The sequence below is a fragment of the Arthrobacter sp. 01T428 genome, from assembly GCF_056398685.1.
Genome location: NZ_JBFTPW010000016.1, coordinates 61,156 through 85,069, shown reverse-complemented (window position 1 = coordinate 85,069; position 23,914 = coordinate 61,156). Strand labels below are relative to the sequence as shown.

Genomic DNA, 23,914 nt, shown 5'->3' with positions numbered 1-23,914 from the left:
GCCTCCGCGATCACTCACATCGGCTTCGCCCGTTGCGCGTCGGCGAGATCGGTATCGAGCCGCAGCCATGCGTCCGGCCGAGCTCGACAACGATGATGAGGAAGCGCCCCTCACGAGCGTCACTGGTCGGTGCTGCCGCCAATGAATCCTCTCGTCGTCACCGCGTGCACTAACGGTTGTACCCCTGCGTCGCCGAGGGTATTTCGCATCGCATCGATCAGCTCGTTCACTTGGTGGACGGTGAAATAGTCGCCGGGTGACGAGTTGCGAATGCGTTCCGCGAAGTGCGATGCCAGAACCGGGCCGTAAAGGGTGAGCGCTCCTTCCGGGAAGTCCGGACGGATGAACCGATCGCCGAGACCGATGCTGCGGTTGCGGAGCATCTCGGTCGCCTCGGGAATGCCATCGCCGAGGTAAGAGACGGTGTCAGCCCAGCAGGATAGTTCTTCGACGTTCAGCCTTCTCGGCACGCCGTTCAGTCGAGATGTCAGGTGGGCGCGAAGCCATCGCTTCCACACTTCAGCACCGTCGACCCCGTCTGCACGAAGGAAATACACCACCGCCTGAGCAAACTCCGCTTCGTGCGCTCCGTCGGCGGCAAGAACGCTCTGATCGAGCAGGGTTTGGCGCGACTCCGGGGCGATACCAGCGAAGGACACGATCGAGATGACCAGGCCGAAGAATTGATTCTGGAGCTCGTTGACCCTTAGCGAGTCGAGCCGCGCCCACTCTGCGATGATACTGTCCAGGAAACCAGCGGCGAGCAGCTTGTCGTTGTAGCGAGGGTGGCGAAGGTAGGGAGGCCAAAACAACGGCGCGGTCGCGTCAGCACGGAATAACGGGAGCAGGTGCTCTGTCGCGAAGGCCGGGTCGGCAGCGAATAAGAAGAACAAGTGGCTCGCCAGAGCGGGTCCTGTGGCATCGAACGCGTGCGCCGGCCCGCAGAGAAGCTGCGTAAGAGCCTCGTGCTCGTCATCGCTGAGGCCCAACCAGTCATCACGATGTTTCCGCCATCGTCGATCAACCTCAGCCATCCAGTACTGGGCGAGGTCTCCTGGCCAAGAATTGAGGTAAGCGGTGCCATCGAGTTCGGGTCCGCTGCCTCGGAATGCGTGAACGAGTGGCCATGCTTCCTCCAAAGGTCGAGGGCGATGCGGCGCATCGCCGCGAGAGCCGGTGTCTCGTCACTCTCGATCTGCTTTCGAACCTGCTCCAGCAGGAATCGGCCGACTGAGCGAGCGGATTCTAAACTTGCGACTTGTGTTGTAACTCGTGCGACGACGGTGTTGGCAATCGCACCCAGAGCCGATTCCGCCCAACCATCGACAATAGCTCGGCGAAGGTCGTCGGCCTGAGAACCGCGGTCTGGCCGATCATCGACGAGGGCCCAAAGTTGTTCGCCGAGGTCGGGGCGGGACTCAGCCACTTGGCTCACGAGAGAAAGAGCGTCGCGCCACTCTGGTTCGTTCAAGCTCCGTTCCGAGTAGTCCCCGGCTAGGAGGTCATCGACGGTACCAGCGGGATCCTTTTCAAGGGACCCGATAAAGTCATCCAGTTCCATCGGCAGTTTTCCGCCCCAGGTGCCGGTCGTCATCCACTTGTCGAAGTCGGGATTCTCCCGCGGGGCGAAAACATGGTTTGCGTCCTGTGCCTCTGCAAGGGCTGTGCCGGCCTCAGCCCATCCGGGCGCAACTTGGGTCAGCCATACAAGCAAGTTGTAGGTTGCGTATTTGGTGTGCTGTTCACGGTCGAGGATGTCTTCCGTGACGTCTTTGGGAAGGCTAGGCCCGGCTTGTGCGGCCGAAAGGAGGTGATCTCGTGCTTCTTTCGATGCTTTTTCCGCCGACACTTTGAGGATGCGATAAGTCTCGTGTTTGAGAGTAGTTTCGTAGAGAGCAGATCGTTCTAGCAGCCACGAGATCTTCTCGTCGTACGACCGCGAGGCGTCAAGTGCGACCAAATGTAGCGCGAGACGTCGGAAGAGGTCTCGACCGATCGACCACCACCGTTCGGGCAGGTCCGGCCGTGCGAGCAGGGCTTTCTCGCCGTACGCTCGCAGCCCATCGATGACTGCGTCCACGGGATGGCGAAACCGATCCTGCCCGTGCGGTTCGATTGCCGAGCGACGAAAGTTGAGCGGATCCCACGAGCGTAGGCCGTGATAAGCGTCGAGAAGGTCGTAAGCGGCGCTCAGTGAGTCTTCGAGTACCGCTCCCAGCATCAAGTCGCCGGGTACGGTCGCCTCGATGACCTTCAAGACGTGCTTGGTGAGACTGCGCTCCTTGGTGTTCCAATGCACTTCGGCGTCGGGGAGAGTTGTCAGATCCTCGGAGCCATCAAGGGACCATCGTCGCTTGAGCACGAGGTAAGGCCTGAGAGCCGCCCTGAGCACCGTAGGGTCTTCAGGGCGGCTGTTCGGCTGATACGACAAAAATGTCTCGGTGGCAACCGGCGCAGAGTGACCGTGAATTGAGGTCGCGAGGAATGCTTTCCATCTCCGCCCGGCGTCAGGATCCACCTTGCTCAGATCGGCGGCTGCCCAACCGGCACCCCGGAAGAGGCCCCCGCCGAGCGTTTGGCCCAACCGCTGCATCGTCTGCAGTGCTGCTCCGTGAAGTTCCGGTAACGCGATGAAGCTCTGACAGAACCAGTTCCCAAGGATGGTGGTCGTATCGTCGAAGCACGGCGGCTACGAACGTTCTAACGTGCTTCCCCTCGCTACCACTCAAATATGGGCGATTCGCCACTCATTTTGATTCGGAAGACCACTCAGTGCAGTTTTCCCTTGTTAGCGTTTGCGATGAAGGCCCCCGTCGCGCCTTAAAGAACTCGGTGTATCTGTTCTTTCGATTACCGAAAAGGAACATCGATGAGGCCTTCGTGAGGCGGGTCGTCGACCACGCCCATGACAGTTTCACGATTGGGGACCAAATGATTATCAAAAGGATCCTGGCCTGTCTGGCCATGGCTGCGCTCCTAGCCGCTTCAACAGCGACACCCGCCATAGCTGACGTCGATGCCAACGCGGGAGGCGCTCCGGCGAGAGTGGAAAACGCACCCAAGGAAGCTGCGAAGGCTGAGGCCGTAGCGCGCAAGGTCTTTGAGTCCGACAATCCCGAGCTTGCGGCCAAATCGCTCGGCTCGGAAGAGCTTGGTTTGTTTGAGGCCTATAGCGCGGTCGCGAATGTCATCAGTTCGCCGAAAAGCTACGCGCCGGCAGATAGTCTGGCCAAGAAATCCACATTGAAGGGAATAACGCCGGCTCAGTTCGGCACTCTGGCTTCCGGATGCTGGAACACTTCATCCTGGGTGATAGGCACGAATGCCTTTGGAGGGTGGCTTTACAAGCTGACCGTTAGTGGCGGATGGTGTGGCAACGGTTCGTCAGCAACACAATCATGGTTCAACGGCACGTGGGGTGAGACGTTTGCAATCGGGTGGCGCGACAATGGCCAGGTCTCCAGGCACGCAATCATCTCGGGCGGCTCGGCTAAAATTGTCGGACAGCGCGAATTCAAACTCGGTGTCGGGGGTTGGGACGTGTCGTCGCCTCGCCCCTGCGTGCGGATCATAGGTCACGGCAATGGTCAAAAAGGAGATGACCAATCATGCAGCCCTTGGTAAGGAAGCGCTCAGGCGTTGCGCTCTCCAGATTTTTCCTGCTGGGAGCGGCCATCTTGTTGATTTTGCCGCTCTATCCATTCACAGCTATCTCTGCTGTCCTGTCAGGATCTGCCCTCTTTCTTGCAGCCAGAGAAGCCCCGAGTCGGAACCGCACCCTCACCTTGGCCACGGCCGTTGTGCTGCTCGGAATGGTCATCCTCTTGACGCTCCTGAGCCTGCAGACGGGAACCATTGGCCCCCACAGCGGCGAGGTCTCGAAAGTGTAGCTCCCGCTGTTCAATGCTCAGGCGCGCACGACGGCGACACGCCCCGAAAAGGACACGTCGCCGTCGTTGTCAATTCCTTTAGTGCGGCCCGCCGTCGATCGCCAAAGCCGTTCCTTCTTGGGCGCCGTCGTGCCACACTTGGTGGACTATCGATTGACTGGGGGATCCGGGTCAGGAGATTGGTATGAGTGTTCTGATGCAACCCCGCACCTCGGGCGGCCGACTGGTGGTGATCGAGCCATGATCATCGGTTGGGCTTACTTCATGGCGGGAGTAATGACGGTTGATGCGCTCTTGCTGGGGCTGCTGCTGTTTAACGTGAAGTGGCCGAAGCACTGGAAGAGAAACGGCTAAGGGCAGCGGTATCCCACGAACCTAGAGCACCTTGCGGATCGACTCTTCGAAACTCGCCACGTGGTGCAGGGCGAGCGCTGCCGCCCGGTCCTCGTCGCCGTCGGCGATTGCGGTGAGCAGCTCAGCGTGCTCTGCGACGTGGCCCGTCACAGAAGGCATCTTGTCCAGCATGTGGCACCAGATGCGGGTTGCCAGGTTGTCGTAGCGGATCAGCACGTCCTCAAGGTGCGGATTGGCCGCGGCCCTGTAGATGAGCCGGTGCACCTGGATGTCGTAGCGCATGAGGTCCTGCTGGCCGGCGTCGTGTGCCTCCAGGCCGCTGATGGCTGCGGCGACCTCGCGCAGTTCTTCCCTCAGCTTCGGGCTGGCCATGCGGGCAGCCCGCCGTGACGCCAAGGGCTCAAGCAGCTCGCGGATTTCCGAGACGTCCGCGAGTTGGGTGATGTCGACGCCGGTGGCGAAGGTTCCGCGGCGGGGATATGAGACCACAAGGTGGTCGCTTTCCAGCCGCTTGATGGCCTCGCGCACGGGTGTCCGTCCGATGCCGAGCTCCGCGGCGACCTGCCCGTCGTTGATGGGGTCTCCGGGTTTGATGTCCAGCATGATGAGCCGGTCGCGCAGGAGCAGGTAGGCGTTTTCCGCCAAGGACGTTCCCTGCGTGCCTGTGTCCGGTGCTTCCAGTGCAGTGCTCATGTGCCTCTCCCGTTTGCCACAATTCCAAGTCTGGCGGTTCAGTTGCCGCCGGACTGTTGACGGCTGTGTGATCTTCAACATACTATGGCAACAGTTCTAATATATCAGTTGCTGATTAGTCAGTAAATATAAGTATCTCAAAAGGAGACCACGATGGTTGAACCGCTGATCCGCCCACTCGCCCAGGCGGACCCGGAGGTTGAGCAGGCGATCGCCCAGGAACTCATCCGCCAGCAGTCCACGCTGGAAATGATCGCCTCCGAAAACTTCGCTCCTGCAGCCGTCATGCAGGCACAGGGCTCGGTCCTGACCAACAAGTACGCGGAAGGCTACCCCGGCAAGCGCTACTACGGCGGCTGCGAGCATGTGGACGTCATCGAGCAGCTGGCCATCGATCGCGTCAAGGCCCTCTTCGGCGCCGAAGCCGCAAATGTCCAGCCGCACTCCGGCGCCCAGGCCAACGCCGCAGCCATGTTCGCGCTCCTTGAACCGGGGGACACCATCATGGGCCTCGACCTCGCGCACGGTGGCCACCTGACCCACGGCATGCGCATCAACTTCTCCGGCAAGCTGTACAACGTCATCCCGTACCACGTCAGCGAATCCGACCTCCGGGTGGATATGGCGGAAGTGGAAGCCCTCGCCCTGGAACACCGCCCGAAGCTGATCGTTGCCGGTTGGTCCGCCTACTCGCGCCACTTGGATTTCGCAGAATTCCGCCGCATCGCCGACCTCGTGGGCGCCTACCTCATGGTGGACATGGCCCACTTCGCCGGCCTCGTCGCAGCGGGACTGCACCCCAACCCGGTGCCGTATGCCGACGTCGTGACCACCACAACCCACAAGACACTCGGCGGCCCGCGCGGCGGAGTCATCCTGTCGAAGGAACAATACGCACGCAAGATCAACAGCGCGGTTTTCCCCGGCCAGCAAGGCGGCCCGCTGGAGCATGTGATCGCGGCCAAGGCCGTGGCGTTCAAGATGGCGGCTGAGCCTGAATTCCAGGAACGCCAAGCACGGGTGCTGGAAGGCGCCAAGCTCCTGGCCGAACGACTCCTGAAGGACGACGTGGCCGCAGCAGGGATCTCGGTGGTCAACGGAGGCACCGACGTCCACTTGGTCCTCGTTGACCTGCGCCACTCGGAACTGGACGGCCAGCAGGCCGAGGACACCTTGCACCGCATCGGCATCACCGTGAACCGCAACGCCGTCCCTTTCGACCCCCGGCCGCCGATGGTTTCCTCCGGACTCCGCATCGGCACCCCGGCGCTCGCCGCACGCGGCTTCGGTGCCAAGGAATTCGCGGAGGTCGCGGACATCATCGCGACGGCGTTGATCGCCTCCGCCAGCACTGGCACAAACAGCAGCGGCACCTTGGGAGACGAGGCCGCCGTCGAACTCCGGGGGAGGGTTACCGCGCTCGCCGAGCAATTCCCGCTTTACCCGCACCTTTCCCAGGCTGGCAGCGGCAACGACGCCGCTTCCACCGAACTTGAGGCAGAAATGATTGGAGCAGCCCAGTGAGCGCAGACCAACTCCCCGAACACCCGGATTTCCTGTGGCGTAACCCGGAGCCCAAGGCTTCCTACGATGCCGTGATCGTGGGTGGTGGCGGCCACGGCTTGGCCACCGCGTACTTCCTGGCCAAGAACCACGGCATGACCAACATCGCCGTCCTGGAAAAGGGCTGGCTGGCCGGCGGCAACATGGCGCGCAACACCACCATCATCCGTTCCAACTACCTGTGGGACGAGAGCGCCGCCATCTACGAGCACGCCCTTAAGCTCTGGGAGATCCTGCCCGAGGAACTCGAATACGATTTCCTCTTCAGCCAGCGCGGCGTCATGAACCTCGCCCACACCCTCGGCGACGTCCGCGAAAGCGTCCGCCGCGTCGGCGCGAACAAGCTCAACGGGGTCGACGCCGAATGGCTGGACCCGCAGCAGGTCAAGGAACTCTGCCCCATCCTGAACATCAGCGACAACATCCGCTACCCGGTGATGGGCGCTACTTACCAGCCCCGGGCTGGCATCGCGAAGCACGACCACGTCGCCTGGGCTTTCGCCCGCAAGTGCGACGAGCTCGGCGTGGATATCATCCAGAACTGCGAAGTAACGGGCTTCCTGAAGGACGGCAACCGCGTGGTGGGCGTCAAGACCAACCAGGGAACCATCCACACCGAAAAGGTTGGCCTCGCGGCCGCCGGCCACAGCTCGGTCCTCGCCGAAATGGCCGGCTTCCGCCTCCCGATCCAGTCCCACCCCCTCCAGGCGCTGGTATCGGAGCTGCATGAGCCGGTCCACCCCACGGTGGTCATGTCCAACCACGTGCATGTCTATGTTTCCCAGGCGCACAAGGGCGAGTTGGTCATGGGCGCCGGCGTCGACTCTTACAACGGCTATGGCCAGCGCGGCTCCTTCCACGTGATCGAGCACCAGATGGCTGCCGCCGTCGAACTGTTCCCGATCTTCGCCCGGGCCCATGTGCTCCGGACTTGGGGCGGAATTGTGGACACCACCATGGATGCCTCGCCGATCGTCGGACTCTCGCCGGTTGAGAACATGTTCGTCAACTGTGGATGGGGAACGGGCGGCTTCAAGGGCACGCCCGCTGCGGGCCTGACCTTCGCCCACACCATCGCCACGGGAACGCCGCACGAGCTCAACAAGCCCTTTTCACTGGAACGCTTCGAGACCGGTGCCCTGATCGACGAACACGGCGCCGCCGCCGTCGCCCACTAGCCGCAGCCTTTTAGGAGACCAACCATGCTGCTCATCAGCTGCCCCAATTGCGGGCCACGAGACGAAACCGAATTCCACTACGGCGGCCAGGCCCACGTGGCCTACCCGGAAAACCCGGACGCGCTAACGGACCGCCAGTGGGCCGAGTACTTGTTCTACCGCGACAACACGAAAGGCGCCTTCGCCGAACGCTGGGTACACAGCACCGGTTGCCGCCAATGGTTCAACATGCTCCGTGACACCGTCAGCTATGACATCCAGGCCATCTACAAGATGGGCGAACCGCGCCCTGATGTGAACCCCACAGCAGCCACCACTCCGGAAGGAGCAACGAAGTGACCCCGCAGAACGCCCGCCTCGCCACCGGCGGCCGCATCGACCGCAGCATCTCCTGGCGGTTCACCGTGGACGGCCAGGAATACACCGGCCACCCGGGGGACACTGTTGCTTCCGCTCTGCTGGCCAACGGCCGCATCAACGCAGGCAACTCCCTCTACGAGGACCGGCCCCGCGGCATCATGTCCGCCGGCGTGGAAGAATCCAACGCCCTGGTCAAGGTGGCTGCCCGCTTCCCCGGCCATGTCGCCGAGTCGATGCTTCCGGCGACCACCGTGTCTCTCGTGGACGGGCTCAACGTTGAGTTCCTGAACGGCCTCGGCAAGCTCGATCCCAACGAGGACCGCGCCGAGTACGACAAGAAGTACGTCCACACAGACGTCCTGGTGGTTGGCGGCGGCGTTTCCGGCCTCGCGGCAGCCCGCGAAGCCGTCCGCACCGGGGCCAGGGTCATCCTGATCGATGACCAGCCCGAACTCGGCGGCTCGCTGCTTTCCGGCTCCGCTGCCCCGGAACTCGCCGAAGTGATCGAAGGCAAGCCGGCGCTCGAATGGATCGCCGATGTCGAGGCGGAGCTCGTCTCCGCCGCCGAATGCACCGTCCTCAACCGCACCACGGCGTTCGGCTCCTACGACGCGAACTATGTGATCGCGGCACAGAACCGCACCGACCACCTCGGCAGCCCGGCCGCGGACGGCGTCTCCCGCCAGCGAATTTGGCACATCCGTGCCAAGCAGGTGGTCCTGGCCCCCGGTGCCCACGAGCGTCCGCTCGTCTTCGAGAACAACGACCGGCCCGGCATCATGCTGGCCTCGGCTGTCCGTAGCTACCTCAACCGCTACGCAGTCGCCGCCGGACGGCGGGTCGTCATCGGCACCACCAACGATTCGGCCTACTTGCTCGCTGCGGATTTGCTGGCCGCAGGCGTCAAGGTCGCCGCCGTCGTCGACGCCCGCCCCAAGCTCAGCGAGAAAGCGGCAACCGCCGTCGAAAGCGGCCTCCGCGTCCTCGTCGGCAGCGCCGTCGCCGATACCTCCGGCGCGGGGGAAAACGGCCGGATCGACGGCGTCACCATCCGCAGCCTCAACGACGACGGCGAAGTCACCTCCGGCGTCGAACGGATCGCTTGCGATCTGCTGGCGGTTTCCGGTGGCTGGAGTCCCGTGGTCCACCTCCACAGCCAGCGCCAGGGCAAGTTGCGTTGGGACGATGACCTGGCCGGCTTCGTGCCGAGCTCCGTGGTCAGGGACCAGCATGTTGCCGGTTCAGGCCGTGGCAGCTACGAGCTCGAGGATTGCCTGAGCGAAGGCGCATCCGCCGGTGCCGCGGCCGCTATCGCCGCAGGCTTCAGCACCCAGACGGTGCCTGTCGAGTTGAAGGCGCCCGTGGCCTCCGCCCCGACCCGCCAGTTGTGGCTGGTGCCGGGGCAGAGCGGAAACGCGGGGGAGTGGCACCACCACTTCGTCGACTTCCAGCGCGACCAGTCCGTGGCCGACGTGCTCCGTTCCACCGGGGCCGGCATGCGCTCGGTGGAACACATCAAGCGGTACACCTCCATCAGCACGGCCAACGACCAGGGCAAGACCTCCGGGGTCAACGCCATCGGCGTGATCGCGGCGGCCCTCAAGCAGGCGGGCGAGGCAGCCCGTGGCATCGGGGACATCGGAACCACGACCTACCGTGCCCCGTTCACGCCGGTGGCCTTCGCGGCGTTGGCCGGACGCCAGCGCGGCGAGCTGTTCGATCCCGCCCGCGTGACCTCCATCCACCCCTGGCACGTTGCCCAGGGAGCGCTCTTCGAGGACGTCGGCCAGTGGAAGCGGCCGTGGTACTACCCGCAAGCGGGCGAGGACATGGACGCCGCGGTGCTCCGCGAATGCGCCGCAGTCCGCGAATCCGTGGGCTTCATGGACGCCACCACGCTCGGCAAGATCGAGATCCGTGGCAAGGACGCCGGTGAGTTCCTGAACCGCATCTACACCAACGCGTTCAAGAAGCTTGCCCCCGGTTCCGCCCGCTACGGGGTCATGTGCACCCCGGACGGCATGATCTTCGACGACGGCGTGACCCTGCGCCTCGACGAGGGCCGCTACTTCATGACCACCACCACCGGCGGCGCAGCCAAGGTCCTCGACTGGCTCGAGGAATGGCACCAGACCGAGTGGCCCGAACTCGACGTCGTGTGCACGTCGGTGACCGAACAGTGGACGACGATTGCCGTCGTCGGGCCGAAATCCCGCGCCGTGATCGCCAAAGTCGCCCCGCAACTGGCGGCCGACGGCGGGCTGGATGCCGAAGCGTTCCCGTTCATGACGTTCCGCGAGACCACGCTGGCCTCCGGAGTCCAGGCACGGGTTTGCCGGATCTCGTTCTCCGGTGAGCTTGCCTACGAAATCAATGTTCCGTCCTGGTACGGGCTCAACACCTGGGAAGCCGTTGCTGCCGCAGGTGCCGAGTTCAACATCACCCCGTACGGCACGGAAACCATGCACGTGCTGCGTGCCGAGAAGGGCTACCCGATCGTCGGGCAGGACACGGACGGGACTGTCACCCCGCAGGATGCCGGGATGGAGTGGATCGTTTCCAAAGCCAAGGACTTCATCGGCAAGCGTTCGTACAGCCGCGAGGACGCGGTCCGCACTGACCGCAAGCACCTGGTCAGCGTCCTGCCGGCGGACGGCTCGTTCCGTCTTCCGGAAGGCACCCAGCTCGTGGAAAAGGGAATCCCGGTCAACCCGGCTTACGGCCCCGTGCCGATGCAGGGCTTCGTGACCTCGAGCTACCACAGTGCCGCATTGGGCCGTTCCTTCGGCCTGGCTCTGATCACCAACGGCCGCAACCGCATCGGCGAGACCTTGGTGGCCTCCGTCGGCGACCAGTTGCTGGACGTCGTTGTCGGAGAAACCGTACTTTTCGACGCAGAAGGGACCCGTAAAGATGGCTGAAACAGCAACCCCCGCAAACCCTGAGACGCTCCGTGCGGCACGCCGCAGCCCGGCGTCGCACTTGGCACCGACCTTCGAGTCCGGCTCCGTGGCTGGAACCGTGGCGTTGAAGGAGATCCCGTTCCAAACCATGGTGGGGATCCGGGTTGACAGGAATTCCGACGCCGGAGCCCGCCTCGCGTCCGTGACAGGCGGCCTGCCGGCTGCCTGCGGTGACATCAGCGGGGGTGAGAGGGCCACCACCCTGTGGCTTGGGCCGGAAGAATTCCTGGTGGTCGCACCGGAATCGGCCCACGATTCACTGGGCGGAGACCTTGTCCGCGCCCTGGTGGAGGCCTTGGGCGACAACCCTGGACAGGTGGTGGACTTGTCCGCCAACCGCACCACCTTCGAACTGTCCGGGATCCGGGCGCGAGACGTCCTGGAGAAGGGTTGTTCGCTGGACCTGCACCCCCGCGCCTTCCGCACCGGAACGGCCCTGGCCACGGAAATCGGCAACATCCCCGCCATGCTGTTCAAGACCGGCGAGGACAGCTTCCGGATCTTCCCGAGGGCGTCGTTCGCCGACTTCCTGGGCCGCTGGCTGCTTGACGGCATGAGGGAATACGCCTCTCCTGAGGTCCCCTGATGGCATTGAGCGTGCTTGACCTGTTTTCCATTGGCATCGGGCCGTCGTCTTCGCACACGGTCGGCCCGATGCGGGCGGCGAAGCAGTTCACCGACGGCCTGGAATCCTCCGGGCAACTCGCGGCAACGGTGCGCGTCCAGGCAGAGCTTTTCGGCTCGCTGGGCGCCACCGGCCGCGGCCACGGTTCGGACAAAGCCGTGGTGCTGGGACTACAGGGCCAATCACCGGAAACGGTGGACACGTCCACTGCCGATGACCAGGTTGCCGCGGCCGCCCTCGACGCCGAATTGCGGATAGCCGGACATCACCGCGTGGACTTCAACTGGGATGAAGACGTGGTCCTGCACCGACGCAAATCCCTGCCTGCCCACCCCAACGGCATGACCTTCCGTGCCCTCGACCACACCGGGGAAGTGCTCCGCGAACGGAGCTACTATTCGATCGGCGGCGGCTTCGTGGTGGACGGTGACGCGTCCGGAAACGACAAAGTGGTCGCTGACAGCACCGTGCTGCCCTATCCGTTCAGCACTGCAGACGAGCTCCTGGCGATCTGCGCACGGGAGGGCATGTCCATTTCCGATGTCATGCTCGCCAACGAACTCGTGTGGCGCAGCGAGGCCGAACTTCGCGAGCGGCTGCTGCAGATCTGGGCCGTCATGCGCGAATGCGTCGACAATGGCTGCGCCGCGGAAGGAATCCTCCCGGGAGGCTTGAACGTCAGGCGACGGGCGCCGTCGTTGTTCAAGTCGCTCAAGGCCACCGACGCCGGTCTGCAAGGCTCAAGCTCGGCAGACCCGCTGGTCGCCATGGAATGGGTGAACCTGTTCGCGCTGGCCGTGAACGAGGAAAACGCCGCGGGTGGCCGCATTGTCACGGCGCCCACCAACGGTGCGGCGGGCATTGTTCCGGCGGTGCTGCACTATTACACGAAATTCGTGCAGGGCGCCGACGACGACGGCGTGGTCCGCTTCCTGCTCGCGGCGGCCGCCGTCGGGATCCTGTTCAAGATCAACGCCTCCATTTCCGGCGCCGAAGTCGGCTGCCAGGGTGAAGTGGGCTCAGCCTGTTCGATGGCTGCCGCTGGTCTGTGCGAGGTCCTTGGAGGCACTCCCAAACAAGTGGAGAACGCCGCGGAAGTGGGCATCGAACACAACCTTGGCCTCACGTGCGATCCCGTAGGCGGGCTGGTGCAGATCCCGTGCATCGAACGCAACGCCATCGCCAGCGTGAAGGCCATCAACGCTGCCCGTCTTGCCCTGCACGGCGACGGCAGCCACAAAGTGTCCCTTGATAAAGCCATCAAAACCATGCGAGAGACAGGAGCGGACATGAAAAGCAAGTACAAGGAGACCTCCCGCGGAGGCCTCGCCGTCAACGTAGTGGAGTGCTAGCCATGACTGTCACACAGAATGAATCCGCCCCGCGGCCTGGAGCGGCCCTGCCGGCTACCACCGTTGAGCATGTCCTGACGCTCGATTGCCCGGAAACGCGGGGCATCGTGCACGCCGTCTCCGGCTTCCTCCTGGAACACGGCTGCGACATCATCGACAACAAGCAATTCGACTCCCAACTGGATCACCATTTCTTCATGCGGATCCACTTCGCATCGGAAGGTGACGAATCGACGATCGACTCGCTCCGGGAAGCCTTTGCGCCTGTTGCCGAAAAGTTCGGCATGCGCTGGCAGTTGCAACGCCACGGTGCCAAGCGGCGCGTCCTGATCATGGTCTCGAAGTTCGAGCACTGCCTCAACGATCTCCTGTTCCGGGCCCGTATCGGGGAACTGCCGGTCGAGATTGTCGGGGTGGTCTCCAACCATCCGGACCACAGGCGGACGGTCGAATGGCACGGCATTCCGTTCTTCCACGTGCCCGTCACCGCGGACACCAAGGCGGCGGCTGAAGGACAACTCCTTGACCTGATCGATCGCCTGGACGTCGAACTGGTGGTCCTGGCCCGCTACATGCAGGTCCTCAGCGACGATCTTGCCCGCAAGCTCGACGGCCGGGCCATCAACATCCACCATTCATTCCTGCCCAGCTTCAAAGGTGCCAAGCCGTACCACCAGGCTTACGCCCGGGGCGTCAAGACCGTGGGTGCCACCGCGCACTACGTCAACGGTGAGTTGGATGAGGGACCGATCATCGCCCAGCAAGTGGTAGAAGTTGACCACACCTTCGGTCCGGACGACCTCGTGGCAGCCGGCCGCGACACCGAGTGCAAAGCACTCAGCAACGCCGTCCGCTGGCATTGCGAAGGGCGCGTGATCCTGCAAGGCAGCAGAACCGTAGTGCTCAAGTAGCGTTTGAACGGCCCACCCAACGGTGGGCCGTTCAGGCGTTGCCTAAAGCCGCGCCAAGCGTGTTGCCACGTGAAGCGCGACGAGCCTGCCCGTTCCCCGGGGGTCCCCGCCGCACAACTCGAAAATCCGCTGGAGCCTGTGGTGCATCGACTGCCGTTCCAAGTGCAGTTCCCGTGCCGCGTGAGCGGTATTGCACCCCGTATCCAGCCAGACGGCCAACGTCCGCATCAGCTCCGAGCGCCGCAGCTCGTCATGCTCGACGACGGCGCCGAGCTGCCGCCGCACGAATCCTTCACGGACTGCCGCGTCGAGGCTTCCTTGTGCCAGTCGCTCGACGGCGAAGTCCTCGGTATCGACCACGCCGTTCGCGGCTCCCGGCCCGGACCCCGGCATGAGCTCGAGCGTCCGGCGCGCCTCTGCCAGCGACCACGGCGCCTCGCCGATTCCCTGCGCCAGCGGACCCACGGCGGTGACCGAGCCGTCGGGGACCTCCAGGGCCTCAAGCGCATGGATGAGCGCGATGCGCGAAGCCACTGCCCTGGTGCGGGGAAGCGCGGCCAAGGCAATCAATTCCGCGTTGTCCGCGTAGCTCGCGCTTTGCGGAACCGTGCCGTCCAGGATGCCGTCGAGCCGTGTCCGGAGCTGCCCAGCCGCAGGGGAACGCACCACGACGGCGGCCACCGGGCCGCTGGCGGGAAACCCCGACGCCGGTCCCAATTGCTGCAGTCGCCATGACTGCGTACCCGAACTGACGGCCCGCATGAGTTCGATGCCGGCAAGTTCCTTGAGTCCCGGCGGCATGCGTTGCAGCAGGGCCAAGCCGAGGATATCGACGCACCGCTCGCCGGCCACCTGCGCGAGGTTGGCGTCGCCGTCGTCGGGCACTTCCAACTCCAGCCGGGCCGCAAGGACGCCGCGGACGGGCACATCGACGGTGGTGACGGTCCCGGACTCGGGCTGCGCGGCCGCCGTCGCGCTTCCCAAAGTGATGCCCGACGGCGAGACGAGCCTCGCGCTGGAACCCGTCCGGCCTGCCAGCACCGCGAGGAGTTGATCCAGTCCGCCTCCGTGCGCGAGTTCCGCCGCCATGGCATGGCTCGTTTCGTCGCCGAACTGCAATTGTGCGACCGACTCACTGACAAGGAGCGAGTTGATGGCTTGCATGATGCCGACGAAAGGGGCCACTTTGCACAACTCGATGATGGGCAGCCCGGCGTCCTGGCCGGCGTCGATCATGGACTCCGGAATTGCGGGCAGCTCGGGACCCGTTTCGATCGCCAAAGCGGTGATGCCGCGCGCCGCCAGTTGGCGGACGTAGTCCACGCGCCGCTCGTCCGAGGCGGTGGCGAGGGCCTGCCCGCCGCTCAGGAGCAGCTCTCCGCCCCGGAGCAACGGAGCGATGTCCAGCACTTCGCTTGAATGGACCCAACGGAGCTGCCGGGACAGTGCCTCGGGCACATCCGTCCGGAGAACTGCTTCGGCGGCTTTCAGGCTTTCGTGTTCGAAGGCGTCGGCAAGGAGCAAAGACATGACACTCCGTAACTAATTATTGGAATCTATCGTACACATCGTATCTTGTTGCTGTGATGTGGGGCACATACATTGAAGGAGTCCCTTTCCTACACGGAGGATCCCCCCAATGCACGAGAACTTATCCACTGCGACGCCTGGGGCTGCAACGGCGCAGACCGACGTCGAACAGAACCTGCAGTCCATTCCCGAATCAGCGCGTACCCGCAGCGTAGCGGGCCAATTCTGGATCTGGGCAGGCGCAAACCTTGCCCCCATCAACTGGGTCCTCGGGGCCCTCGGCGTCCAGCTTGGACTGGGCTTTGCCGATACCGTCACGGTCCTGGTGGTGGGAAACCTGATCGGCATGGCGCTCTTTGGCTTGTTTGTCCTCCTGGGCCAGAGGACCGGTGCCACCGGCATGGTCCTGGCCCGGGCCGTCTTCGGCCGCCGCGGCAACTACCTCCCGAGCGCCATCCAGGCGCTCCTCGGAATCGGTTGGTGCGCCGTCAACACCTGGATCATCCTGGACCTCGTGATGGCACTCCTCGGCAAGCTCGGCATGGTCGATCCCGAGCAGCCCAACGTAGGCCCCAAGATCCTGGTGGCCTTCCTGATCATGTCCGCCCAGGTCACCATCGCCTGGTTCGGCTACAAGGCCATCGCGGCCTTCGAGAAGTGGACCGTCCCGCCCACCATCGTGGTGCTGATCGCGATGTCCGCCGTGGCCTGGTTCGGCATGAACATCGATTGGGGCTACGCTGGCCCTCCCGGTGCTGTCCTTGAAGGCGGCGCACGAATCGCGGCCATGACCACCGTGATGACGGTTATCGGCATCGGCTGGGGGATCACCTGGTTCACCTACGCGGCGGACTATTCACGCTTCGTCAGCAAGTCCGTCCCCAAGCACAAGGTCTACCTGGCCTCCGTATTCGGCCAGTTCCTCCCGGTGGTGTGGCTCGGCATCCTTGGCGCCAGCTTGGCAACGAAGAGCGGCACGGCCGATCCCGGCCACCTCATCGTGGACAACTTCGGCGTGCTGGCCATCCCGGTGCTCTTCCTGGTGCTGCACGGTCCCATCGCGACGAACATCCTGAACATCTACACCTTTTCGGTGGCCGCCCAGGCCCTGGACATCAAGGCCAAGCGTCGCTCCTTGAACCTCTTCGTCGGACTCCTGGCCCTGGTCGGCGTCGTGTTCTTCATCCTGCAGGAGGATTTCGCGTCAACGCTGAGCACGTGGCTCGGCGGGCTCGTGGCGTGGGTAGCCGCGTGGGGAGGCATCATGTTGGTGCACTACTTCTGGGTGGACAAGCGCAGCCCCGTAGCAGTCGACCGGCTCTTCGACCCTGTGGGTACCCGCCGGCTCCCGGCGTTCAACTGGGCCGGGATCACCGCGCTCCTGGTAGGCATCTTTGCCACGTGGCTGTTCATGTACGGCGTCCTGCCGATCATGCAAGGCCCCATCGCCACGGCCATGGGCGGGATCGACTTGTCCTGGCTGGCCGGCGGACTTGTTGCCGCGGCAGTCTATGGCGCGCTGGGCCCACGGGTCCATGCCCGGTACCTTCCGCTGTCTTCCGAGACCGCGGCGCCGCAGCCCGTTGCGGAAGACGCCGTCGCCAATCTGGTCAACGACTGAAAGGAAACCTGATGACCACCAACGCTTTCCCCGACGAGGCACACTCGATCACTTGGCCTGAAGGCTTCAGGGCAGCGGCGTCCTTCACGTTCGACGTCGACGCCGAATCCTGCACCATCGCGCACGATCCCACGAGCACCAGGCGCATGTCCCTCATGAGCCACCAGTCGTATGGCCCGAGGGTTGCTGTTCCGCGACTCTTGAAGATCCTCGAGCGCCAAGAGATCCAGGGAACCTTCTTCATCCCGGGATTCACGGCGGAAAGCTACCCGGACGTGGTGCGGCGGATCGTCGACGGCGGCCATGAAGTCGCCCACCACGGCTACCTGCACGAGCCAATGCAGGGAATCGACGCCGCCACCGAGGCCAACTACCTGGACCGCGGGCTCGACGCGCTCGCGAAGGTAGCCGGGGTCAGGCCGGTCGGCTACAGGGCACCGTGGTGGGAGCTCAACTGGCATTCGCCGGCGCTGCTCGCGGACCGTGGCTTCCTCTACGATTCAAGCCTGCTCGACGGCGATGCCCCCTACCGCATGGCGGTTGCCTCGGATTCGGGTGATTCGCGGGACATCGTGGAGATCCCGGTGGATTGGGCCTTGGACGATTGGGAACAATACGCGTTCTATCCGGGAGTGACAGGCAGCGGGGTCATCGAGAGTCCGGCCAAGGTGTTGGAGATGTGGACCCTCGAAGCCGAAGCGCACCACACCCAAGGCAGCTGTTTCGTCTTGACCAACCACCCCTTCATCTCCGGCCGTCCGTCCAAGGCGGTTGCCTTGGAGCAGCTGATCGGACGAGTCAAGGCCATGGACGGGATGTGGGTGACCACCTTGGAACGGATCGCCGAGCACACCAAGGCCACGGTGAACGAGATCCACAGCCACGCCCGGATCGAGGTCCCGTCCTACCCGGGCGCAGGAGCCAGCTTCACGTCCGCCCGCGTCCTACTACCCGCCCCCAACTAAGCCCGTCCCCACCCAACTGACTCGCAGTTGTTGTCGTTATCAGGGCCCAAAACGACACCTAATGCGAGCTAGTTGGGTGGGCGGGCTAAGGGTGGGCCGGGCTACAGGTCGGTGCGGCACAGAGCGGTGTGGAGTTTGTAGAGTCCATTCAGGTCTCCGGCCGCCAAACCATCAGGGGCGCCGATCTCCGGGTACATGAGCTGGATCGGATCGTCTACGTGGTCAAGGCCAACCACGTGGCCAAGTTCGTGTTGGATCACCGCGGAGACGTAATGGGCGCCGCCGGAGACGCCCAGCAGTTCCGTGATTTGCGGGGCGTCCAAGTCCAGGCTTCCCGAAACGTAGCTCTTGGGTCCGGTGCCGAAGCTGTACATGGTGCTGCCGCCGGTTCCGATGACGGATCCTGTCAATGCGGGAGCCGCCTCGGGAGTGGTCCAGGAAATCAGCAGCGGTGCCCAACGGTCTCCGTAGAGCGCGGGCTGGTACGGCTTGCGCTTCTCGGAGGGGGTTTCCTTGCTGGTGCCGTCGTCAACGAATGTGAGGCCCGTAGCAGCGGCAATCTTTGCAATGGCGTCGGCGATGAGCCCCTCGGATCCGGCCGGGGCGAGAGCCGCGTTGACCACGTAGTGCAGTGGCCGGCACGGAGAGTAGCCCACGGGGGTGCCGTCGGCATTGGTGGCCAGGAACTTGAAGGAGTTGCTGGCCACCGCAGGCTTGGCGGGGGAGCCAAGCGGGTGGCCGGCTTCTTCCAGGCCAGGCGGCGGTGTATCCGGCGCGCGGGCCGCCTTCGGCTGACTTTGTCCGGGAGCCCCGCCCGGCCCGGAGCTACTTGCCGTGGCGTGGGCGGACGGGGCCAGGTTCGGAAGCAAGCCGGTGATTCCAGGGTCGCCCCGGAGGAATCCACTGACCAACACCGCTACGGCAGCGACCACCGCCACCAGCATCAAATTTCGGAACAGCGCGAGCGCGGTGCTGGGGCGCTTGGGCGGCGGGCCGCCGTCGTACCCGTAGTTTGAATGCAAGTCTTCCCCCAAATCCCCGTACCCGGCACCCCAGCGGGCCGGCGGTACTAACCGATGACAGCGCCGAAGACGAAGCCCAGCCCATACGTGGCCGCGGCCGCGCCGAGACCGATGGCGAGCTGCCGGAGGCCGCGGGTCAGCGGCGAGGTTCCGGACAACAAGCCGACGACGGCGCCGGTCGACAGAAGCGCGATGCCCACCAGCGTACCGGCCACAGCAAGCGCCGCGAAGCCGGTCATGCCGAAGATGAACGGCAGGATGGGCACAATGGCGCCCGAAGCGAAGAAGCAGAAGCTCGAGATCGCGGCGCCCCAAGCGGAGCCCACGGCCTCGTGCTCATTGACGGTTTCTTCCACTTCGGGGTGCAGGGAGAGGCTGGGATCGCAATCGCAGCTGTAGACGCCCATGCGTTCAGCGGCCCGGTGTTCGGCGGCTTCGCGGGACATGCCCCGGGCCAGATACACGAGAACCAGCTCGTTGTGCTCGATGTCCAGGGCCGGGGCTGCGGTCAGCGTGGCCTGGGTGGGGCGGGTGGCCTTGAGGAGCTCGAGCTGCGAGCGGACAGAGACATATTCGCCGGCACCCATGGACAGCGCGCCTGCCAGCAGGCCTGCGATGCCGCTGAACAGGACCACAGTGGCGGGGACGCCGGTGGCCGCCATGCCCATCACGAGTGAGAGGTTGCTGACAAGGCCGTCGTTGGCGCCGAATACGGCCGCGCGGAAAGTGCCGGACAACCTGTTGCGGCCGCGCGTCGCCAGGCCGCGGACTACTTCCTCGTGGATCTGTTCGTCAGCCGCCATGGCGCGGGTCGCTGCTGGATCCTTCGCGTAAGGCGAGCGGCCTTCAGCCCTTTGGGCGAGGGCCAACACGAACACTGATCCAAAGTTCCGGGCGAGGAAGCCGAGCATTTGGCTTCGGATCGAGGCCGCCTTCGGCATGCCGGCATGTTCCCCGAGGAGCTTGAGCCAGTGTGCCTCGTGGCGGCCCTCGGCCTCTGCGAGTGCCAACAGGATTTCGCGTTCCTCGCCGTCGCGGCGCTGCGCCAGTTGGCGGTACACGGCGGCCTCGGCCCGCTCGTCCGCCAAGTACTGACGCCAGCGCTTGATGTCCGACGACGACGGGGGAGTCTTGGGGGCCGCTTCATCTTGCGATGGACTGCTTTGGTCCGAGGGATTGTCGGGATGCGCGTTGTCTGGATCTGTCGGGTTCTGTGGATCTGCGTGCGGGTGCACCGGGACTCCTGGGTTGCTGGGGCGGGCTTCATCGCCTCATTGCGGCTCCACTCTATCGCCAATTTCCGCGGTTTTTCGGCTGGCAATCCTCACTGGACATTTTAGGCGCGCCTCAAAAACGGGAGGCTCCCGGGAGGCCTTGACCGCGGCTGGGGGCAGTGCTGGGATGGATGGACAGGGTCCACGAATTGGCGGGGTAGCGTGGTGACCGGCTGCCTCATGTGCCTGTGCGATGGGCTCAGCGGCACGTCGAACGGAGGTTGCACCATGGACAGCACCGAAACCCACGCCCGTCACCCCGACCGTCCCACGGTCGAGGCCGATCCCGCCTACGACTACAGCGAAGACCTTGAGGTGGACGAGGACTGGGAGGAACAATCCGAGGTCCTCGACGACGACGAACGGGTGGTTCCGCTCGACGCAGAGGAACACCGCGAGGACGAAGAGTTCGAATAGCCCCGGGCTCGCTAAACCCTGGGCGCTAAAACGCGCTCAGGATGAAGTGCCTCTGCACGCCTGCCCGGTGCCCGGTTGCCGCCACCGTCAGGGTGAGTTTCCGTGTGGCGGGGAACCAGCGGGCGGGCTGGACCGCTTTTGAAAGGGCTTGGGTGATGAGCCGCGGCTCATGGTGCCAATAGCGTTCCAGGTTTCCGTCCACGACGAACGTGACGGAGCCTTGGGAGAGGTCGACGCCGGGAATCACCCGGACGAATTCGTCCACCCGGCGGGGACGGGGCGACAAGAGGGTGCTGGGCTGGGTGGTGCGGTCGGCTATGGCGGTGGCGCCGTTTTCGAAAGGCATGGCCTTCTCCTGTGGAGTTGCTCTTGCCCGTTCGGTTGTCTCTGGTCCGAGCCGGGCCGCTTCTTCATCCGAACCACCCGTGAACATGGGGTTGGCGTGTGGCAAGTCGGAGCTTGGCGCCAGATCTCTTGAAGCTCTTCCTACTGTACATGCGACGGCGGCGCCGCACCCCGGAAAAAGGKGCGGCGCCGCCGTCGTACTTGACTCTGTGAAACTTAGTGGCTGGCCACCGGGTGGGCCTCCAGCGGGAGTTCCTCGGTGACTCCTCCGGCGACGCGACGGTCCCATGCTTCGCGGACCTGGGGCTCCGTGGGAGGCGTCAGCAGCGAGACCACGACGTACACCAGCAACGAGGCTCCGAGGCCCCAGTAGATGGGATCGTTGGCGTAGACGCCGTCTTCGCTGGGAATGATTCCCGTGGCATAGGCGATCAGCAGGGCCAGTGTGAGTACGGACCCCACGGCCATGGACCAGGCCGCGGCAATACCGGTGCCCCGCTTCCAGACCAGGCCACCCAGGATGGCAACCAGCAGGCCGCCCACCAGGATGTCGTAGGCGATGGTCAGGGCGACCACGACGTCTTGCGCCGCCATGGATATCAACACGGCCACGATGCCCAGTCCGAGGACCCAGTAGCGGTTGGCCTTGACGTCGTGCTCGGGGTTCTCGGTGTCGTCGGTGTTGATGGTCTTGCCGAACCAGCTGGCCACGAACGGGACCACGTCGGCGCGGGCAACGGTGGCCGCGGCGATGAGGGCTCCGGAAGCCGTGGACATCATGGCCGCGACCGCAGCGGCCATCACGAGGCCGCCGATGCCGATCGGCAGGATGTGCGTTGCAACCTCGGCGTAGACGACGTCCTTGCCGAGGGCCTTCACGTCGATGTTGGGCAGTGCCACGCGGGCGGCAAGGCCGATCAATGCGCCGGCGACGCCGTACAGGACGCAGTAGATACCCGCGGTGGCACCGCCCCAACGTGCCACCTTGGGAGTCTTGGCGGTGAAGACGCGCTGCCAGATGTCCTGGCCGATCAGCAGGCCCAGGGTGTAGACCACGAAGTACGTGATGATGGTTTGTGCCCCGATGCCGTCCAACTGGAAGAAGCTGGCGTCAACGCGGGCACGGATGCCATCGAAGCCGCCTGCGGCGTTCAGGACGAACGGGAGCATGAGGAAGAAGATGCCCACGGTCTTGATGATGAACTGCACCTGGTCGGCGAGGGTGATGGACCACATGCCGCCGATCGTTGAGTAGACCAGGACGATTGCGCCGCCGACGGCGATGGCGAGCCAGCGCTCCCAGCCGAAGAGTACAACGAAGATGGTGGCGTAGGCGCCCGTGGACGTGGCGCACAGCATCAGGGTGTAGGCGAGCATGACGATGCCGGAAGTCTGTGTGGCGCGCTGTCCGTAACGCAGGCTCAGCATCTGGGAGACCGTGTAGATCTTCAGCCGCTGGATGGTGCCGGCGAAAAGCAGGCTCAGGAGGAGCACGCCCGAACCGATCGCGACAACCAGCCACATGCCGGAGACGCCGAACTTGTAGCCGAGGCCGACGCCGCCAACCGTCGATGCGCCGCCGAGGACGACTGCGGCCATGGTGCCGGTGTAGAGCATCGGACCGAGGCGGCGTCCTGCCACGAGGAAGTCGCTGTTGTTCTTGGTGCGCGACTTGCCCCACCAGCCGAAGGCCAGCATGGCGAGCAAATACACCACCACGATCGCAATATTGATGAACGAAGAGTCCACGGTTGGCTCCTGAAAGTGATGCGCAGAGCCCTTGGGGATTCCGACGCCGGTCCGCTGGGTTTCGTTGCGGGTTGCGGAAGGTCTCTGCGCTGGTGATTGGGGAGAGTAGTCTGTGATGTATGCCTCACAAACAACACTTGTTGCCTATGAGGATACGTAGTGATGCGAGTAACAGTCAAGGTGCTGTCTCGCCCAGCGGACTCATCGGCGCTCCTCCAGCTTGCCAAAGGCCCTGCCGCGCGGGCGATCCGGCTACTATTGCTGCAATGACAGGGCCGCAGAAACGGCCTGAAAGGTTCGTGAATGAAGGCTCTCCCCGTTGAACCGAGCAATGTCCCCGTTGCCATCGGTTCCAGAATCCGTGCCGCCCGCCAATCGCAGCGGCTCACCATCGAGCAGGTTGCCGACGCCACCGGCCTGACCAAAGGGTTCCTGAGCCGGGTGGAACGTGACCTGACATCGCCGTCGGTCGCTTCCCTTGTGACGCTTTGCCAAGTTCTTTCAGTCTCCATCGGCGATCTTTTCGCCGCACCTGAGACGCACCTGACGCGGCGCGACGATGGGCCGCGGATTTCGCTTGGCGGCCAGGGAATCGTGGAGCGGCTCCTGACCGCCCGGTCGGAACGACGGCTGCAGATCCTACAGGCTTCCATCGAGCCCCGCGGCCGGGGAGAAGCCGAGCTTTACGCCGTCGATTGCGACGTCGACGTCCTGCACGTGGTCAAGGGCCGCATCAAATTGATCCTCACCAACGAGGAGTACGAACTCGAAGAGGGGGACACGCTGTCCTTCCCGGGCCGCGAGCCGCACACCTGGGTCAATCCAACCGACGAGCCCGTTGAGGTGCTCTGGATCCTGGTGCCGGCAGCCAGCCGCTGACGCCGGCACTTTGCGATACGGGACCGCATGTGGCCGACACGCGGCGTAACACGCCTGAAACATGACTGACTCCGGGATTTAACCCTGGGGCCTTCGGTGTTACGTGCCTGAAATGATCCGTGCCGACTGCTGAAACAGGGCGACTGTACCTTCGAGTCAAGGCAACTCGTCAAGGTCGGTATCCCGTGGGGTACCAGGACCTGTTCGTTTTAAAAATGGTCTC

General features: G+C 64.2%; 21 protein-coding genes and 1 riboswitch. Of the genes, 13 read left to right on the top strand and 8 right to left on the bottom strand.

Annotation, left to right across the window (positions count from 1 at the left end):
- Nucleotides 1–119: 119 nt before the first annotated feature.
- On the bottom strand, nt 120–659 hold the full coding sequence (locus AC1DJB_RS16930) for a hypothetical protein (RefSeq protein WP_307052812.1): 540 nt from the start codon (nt 657–659) through the stop codon (nt 120–122).
- Between the two features lie 47 nt (nt 660–706).
- Nucleotides 707–2,362 carry a hypothetical protein gene (locus AC1DJB_RS16925; RefSeq protein WP_332601676.1) on the bottom strand — a complete coding sequence of 552 codons (1,656 nt, stop codon included), beginning with the start codon at nt 2,360–2,362 and terminating at the stop codon, nt 707–709.
- Nucleotides 2,363–2,772: 410 nt separating this feature from the next.
- Between AC1DJB_RS16925 and AC1DJB_RS16920 the strand changes: the two genes are divergently transcribed.
- Both AC1DJB_RS16920 and AC1DJB_RS16915 read left to right on the top strand, forming a co-directional pair.
- Complete coding sequence (locus tag AC1DJB_RS16920) at nt 2,773–3,624, top strand: hypothetical protein (RefSeq protein WP_332601675.1); 852 nt, start codon at nt 2,773–2,775, stop codon at nt 3,622–3,624.
- Nucleotides 3,609–3,890 (top strand): hypothetical protein, encoded by a 282-nt coding sequence (locus AC1DJB_RS16915; protein WP_059388145.1) that lies wholly within the window; start codon nt 3,609–3,611, stop codon nt 3,888–3,890. Before AC1DJB_RS16920 ends, AC1DJB_RS16915 begins: the two co-directional genes overlap by 16 nt.
- A 375-nt stretch (nt 3,891–4,265) precedes the next feature.
- Here the strand turns inward: AC1DJB_RS16915 and AC1DJB_RS16910 are convergent, their stop codons facing one another.
- A complete protein-coding gene (locus AC1DJB_RS16910; RefSeq protein ID WP_441433345.1) occupies nt 4,266–4,937 on the bottom strand; it encodes a GntR family transcriptional regulator in 672 nt (223 codons plus the stop codon).
- 153 nt (nt 4,938–5,090) lie between these two features.
- On the opposite strand from AC1DJB_RS16910, the gene glyA reads away from it, so the two are divergent.
- From glyA to purU, 7 genes are read left to right on the top strand one after another with little or no spacing between them, the layout of a single operon-like run.
- The gene (gene glyA, locus AC1DJB_RS16905; RefSeq protein WP_284989680.1) at nt 5,091–6,461 is read left to right on the top strand and encodes a serine hydroxymethyltransferase; all 1,371 of its coding nucleotides are present in this window, start codon (nt 5,091–5,093) and stop codon (nt 6,459–6,461) included.
- Complete coding sequence (locus AC1DJB_RS16900) at nt 6,458–7,678, top strand: sarcosine oxidase subunit beta family protein (RefSeq protein ID WP_078106196.1); 1,221 nt, start codon at nt 6,458–6,460, stop codon at nt 7,676–7,678. Before glyA ends, AC1DJB_RS16900 begins: the two co-directional genes overlap by 4 nt.
- 24 nt (nt 7,679–7,702) lie before the next feature.
- On the top strand, nt 7,703–8,017 hold the full coding sequence (locus tag AC1DJB_RS16895) for a sarcosine oxidase subunit delta (RefSeq protein ID WP_059390258.1): 315 nt from the start codon (nt 7,703–7,705) through the stop codon (nt 8,015–8,017).
- Nucleotides 8,014–10,959: an FAD-dependent oxidoreductase gene (locus AC1DJB_RS16890; protein WP_441437974.1), complete on the top strand. Its 2,946-nt coding sequence runs from the start codon at nt 8,014–8,016 to the stop codon at nt 10,957–10,959. The genes AC1DJB_RS16895 and AC1DJB_RS16890 overlap by 4 nt, the downstream gene beginning before the upstream one ends.
- Nucleotides 10,952–11,587: a sarcosine oxidase subunit gamma gene (locus AC1DJB_RS16885; protein ID WP_441433343.1), complete on the top strand. Its 636-nt coding sequence runs from the start codon at nt 10,952–10,954 to the stop codon at nt 11,585–11,587. The genes AC1DJB_RS16890 and AC1DJB_RS16885 overlap by 8 nt, the downstream gene beginning before the upstream one ends.
- Nucleotides 11,587–12,978, top strand: coding sequence for an L-serine ammonia-lyase (locus AC1DJB_RS16880; RefSeq protein WP_441433342.1), 1,392 nt, complete (start codon nt 11,587–11,589; stop codon nt 12,976–12,978). Before AC1DJB_RS16885 ends, AC1DJB_RS16880 begins: the two co-directional genes overlap by 1 nt.
- Before the next feature lie 2 nt (nt 12,979–12,980).
- Nucleotides 12,981–13,889, top strand: coding sequence for a formyltetrahydrofolate deformylase (gene purU / locus AC1DJB_RS16875; RefSeq protein WP_059388142.1), 909 nt, complete (start codon nt 12,981–12,983; stop codon nt 13,887–13,889).
- 42 nt (nt 13,890–13,931) lie between these two features.
- On the opposite strand, the gene AC1DJB_RS16870 is transcribed toward purU, so the two are convergent.
- Nucleotides 13,932–15,419 (bottom strand): PucR family transcriptional regulator, encoded by a 1,488-nt coding sequence (locus AC1DJB_RS16870; protein WP_441433341.1) that lies wholly within the window; start codon nt 15,417–15,419, stop codon nt 13,932–13,934.
- Nucleotides 15,420–15,528: 109 nt separating this feature from the next.
- On the opposite strand from AC1DJB_RS16870, the gene AC1DJB_RS16865 reads away from it, so the two are divergent.
- Together AC1DJB_RS16865 and AC1DJB_RS16860 are read left to right on the top strand one after the other, a co-directional pair.
- On the top strand, nt 15,529–17,040 hold the full coding sequence (locus AC1DJB_RS16865; RefSeq protein WP_306962159.1) for a purine-cytosine permease family protein: 1,512 nt from the start codon (nt 15,529–15,531) through the stop codon (nt 17,038–17,040).
- An 11-nt stretch (nt 17,041–17,051) separates the two neighbouring features.
- Entirely contained in the window at nt 17,052–18,005 is a 954-nt protein-coding gene (locus AC1DJB_RS16860; protein ID WP_441433340.1) for a polysaccharide deacetylase family protein, read from the top strand.
- A gap of 101 nt (nt 18,006–18,106) precedes the next feature.
- Here the strand turns inward: AC1DJB_RS16860 and AC1DJB_RS16855 are convergent, their stop codons facing one another.
- Together AC1DJB_RS16855 and AC1DJB_RS16850 are read right to left on the bottom strand one after the other, a co-directional pair.
- The gene (locus AC1DJB_RS16855) at nt 18,107–19,027 is read right to left on the bottom strand and encodes a matrixin family metalloprotease (RefSeq protein ID WP_370872719.1); all 921 of its coding nucleotides are present in this window, start codon (nt 19,025–19,027) and stop codon (nt 18,107–18,109) included.
- A gap of 47 nt (nt 19,028–19,074) precedes the next feature.
- Nucleotides 19,075–20,262 (bottom strand): VIT1/CCC1 transporter family protein, encoded by a 1,188-nt coding sequence (locus tag AC1DJB_RS16850; protein WP_306962162.1) that lies wholly within the window; start codon nt 20,260–20,262, stop codon nt 19,075–19,077.
- A gap of 267 nt (nt 20,263–20,529) precedes the next feature.
- Between AC1DJB_RS16850 and AC1DJB_RS16845 the strand changes: the two genes are divergently transcribed.
- Nucleotides 20,530–20,718, top strand: a complete 189-nt coding sequence (locus AC1DJB_RS16845; RefSeq protein ID WP_059388139.1) for a hypothetical protein — start codon at nt 20,530–20,532, stop codon at nt 20,716–20,718.
- 25 nt (nt 20,719–20,743) lie between these two features.
- On the opposite strand, the gene AC1DJB_RS16840 is transcribed toward AC1DJB_RS16845, so the two are convergent.
- Nucleotides 20,744–21,064: a hypothetical protein gene (locus AC1DJB_RS16840; RefSeq protein ID WP_059388138.1), complete on the bottom strand. Its 321-nt coding sequence runs from the start codon at nt 21,062–21,064 to the stop codon at nt 20,744–20,746.
- Nucleotides 21,065–21,078: 14 nt separating this feature from the next.
- Nucleotides 21,079–21,198, bottom strand: a riboswitch (SAM riboswitch).
- A gap of 81 nt (nt 21,199–21,279) precedes the next feature.
- Entirely contained in the window at nt 21,280–22,812 is a 1,533-nt protein-coding gene (locus AC1DJB_RS16835; RefSeq protein WP_059388137.1) for a sodium:solute symporter family protein, read from the bottom strand.
- A gap of 303 nt (nt 22,813–23,115) precedes the next feature.
- On the opposite strand from AC1DJB_RS16835, the gene AC1DJB_RS16830 reads away from it, so the two are divergent.
- Nucleotides 23,116–23,691: a helix-turn-helix domain-containing protein gene (locus AC1DJB_RS16830; RefSeq protein WP_059388136.1), complete on the top strand. Its 576-nt coding sequence runs from the start codon at nt 23,116–23,118 to the stop codon at nt 23,689–23,691.
- Nucleotides 23,692–23,914 lie beyond the last annotated feature (223 nt).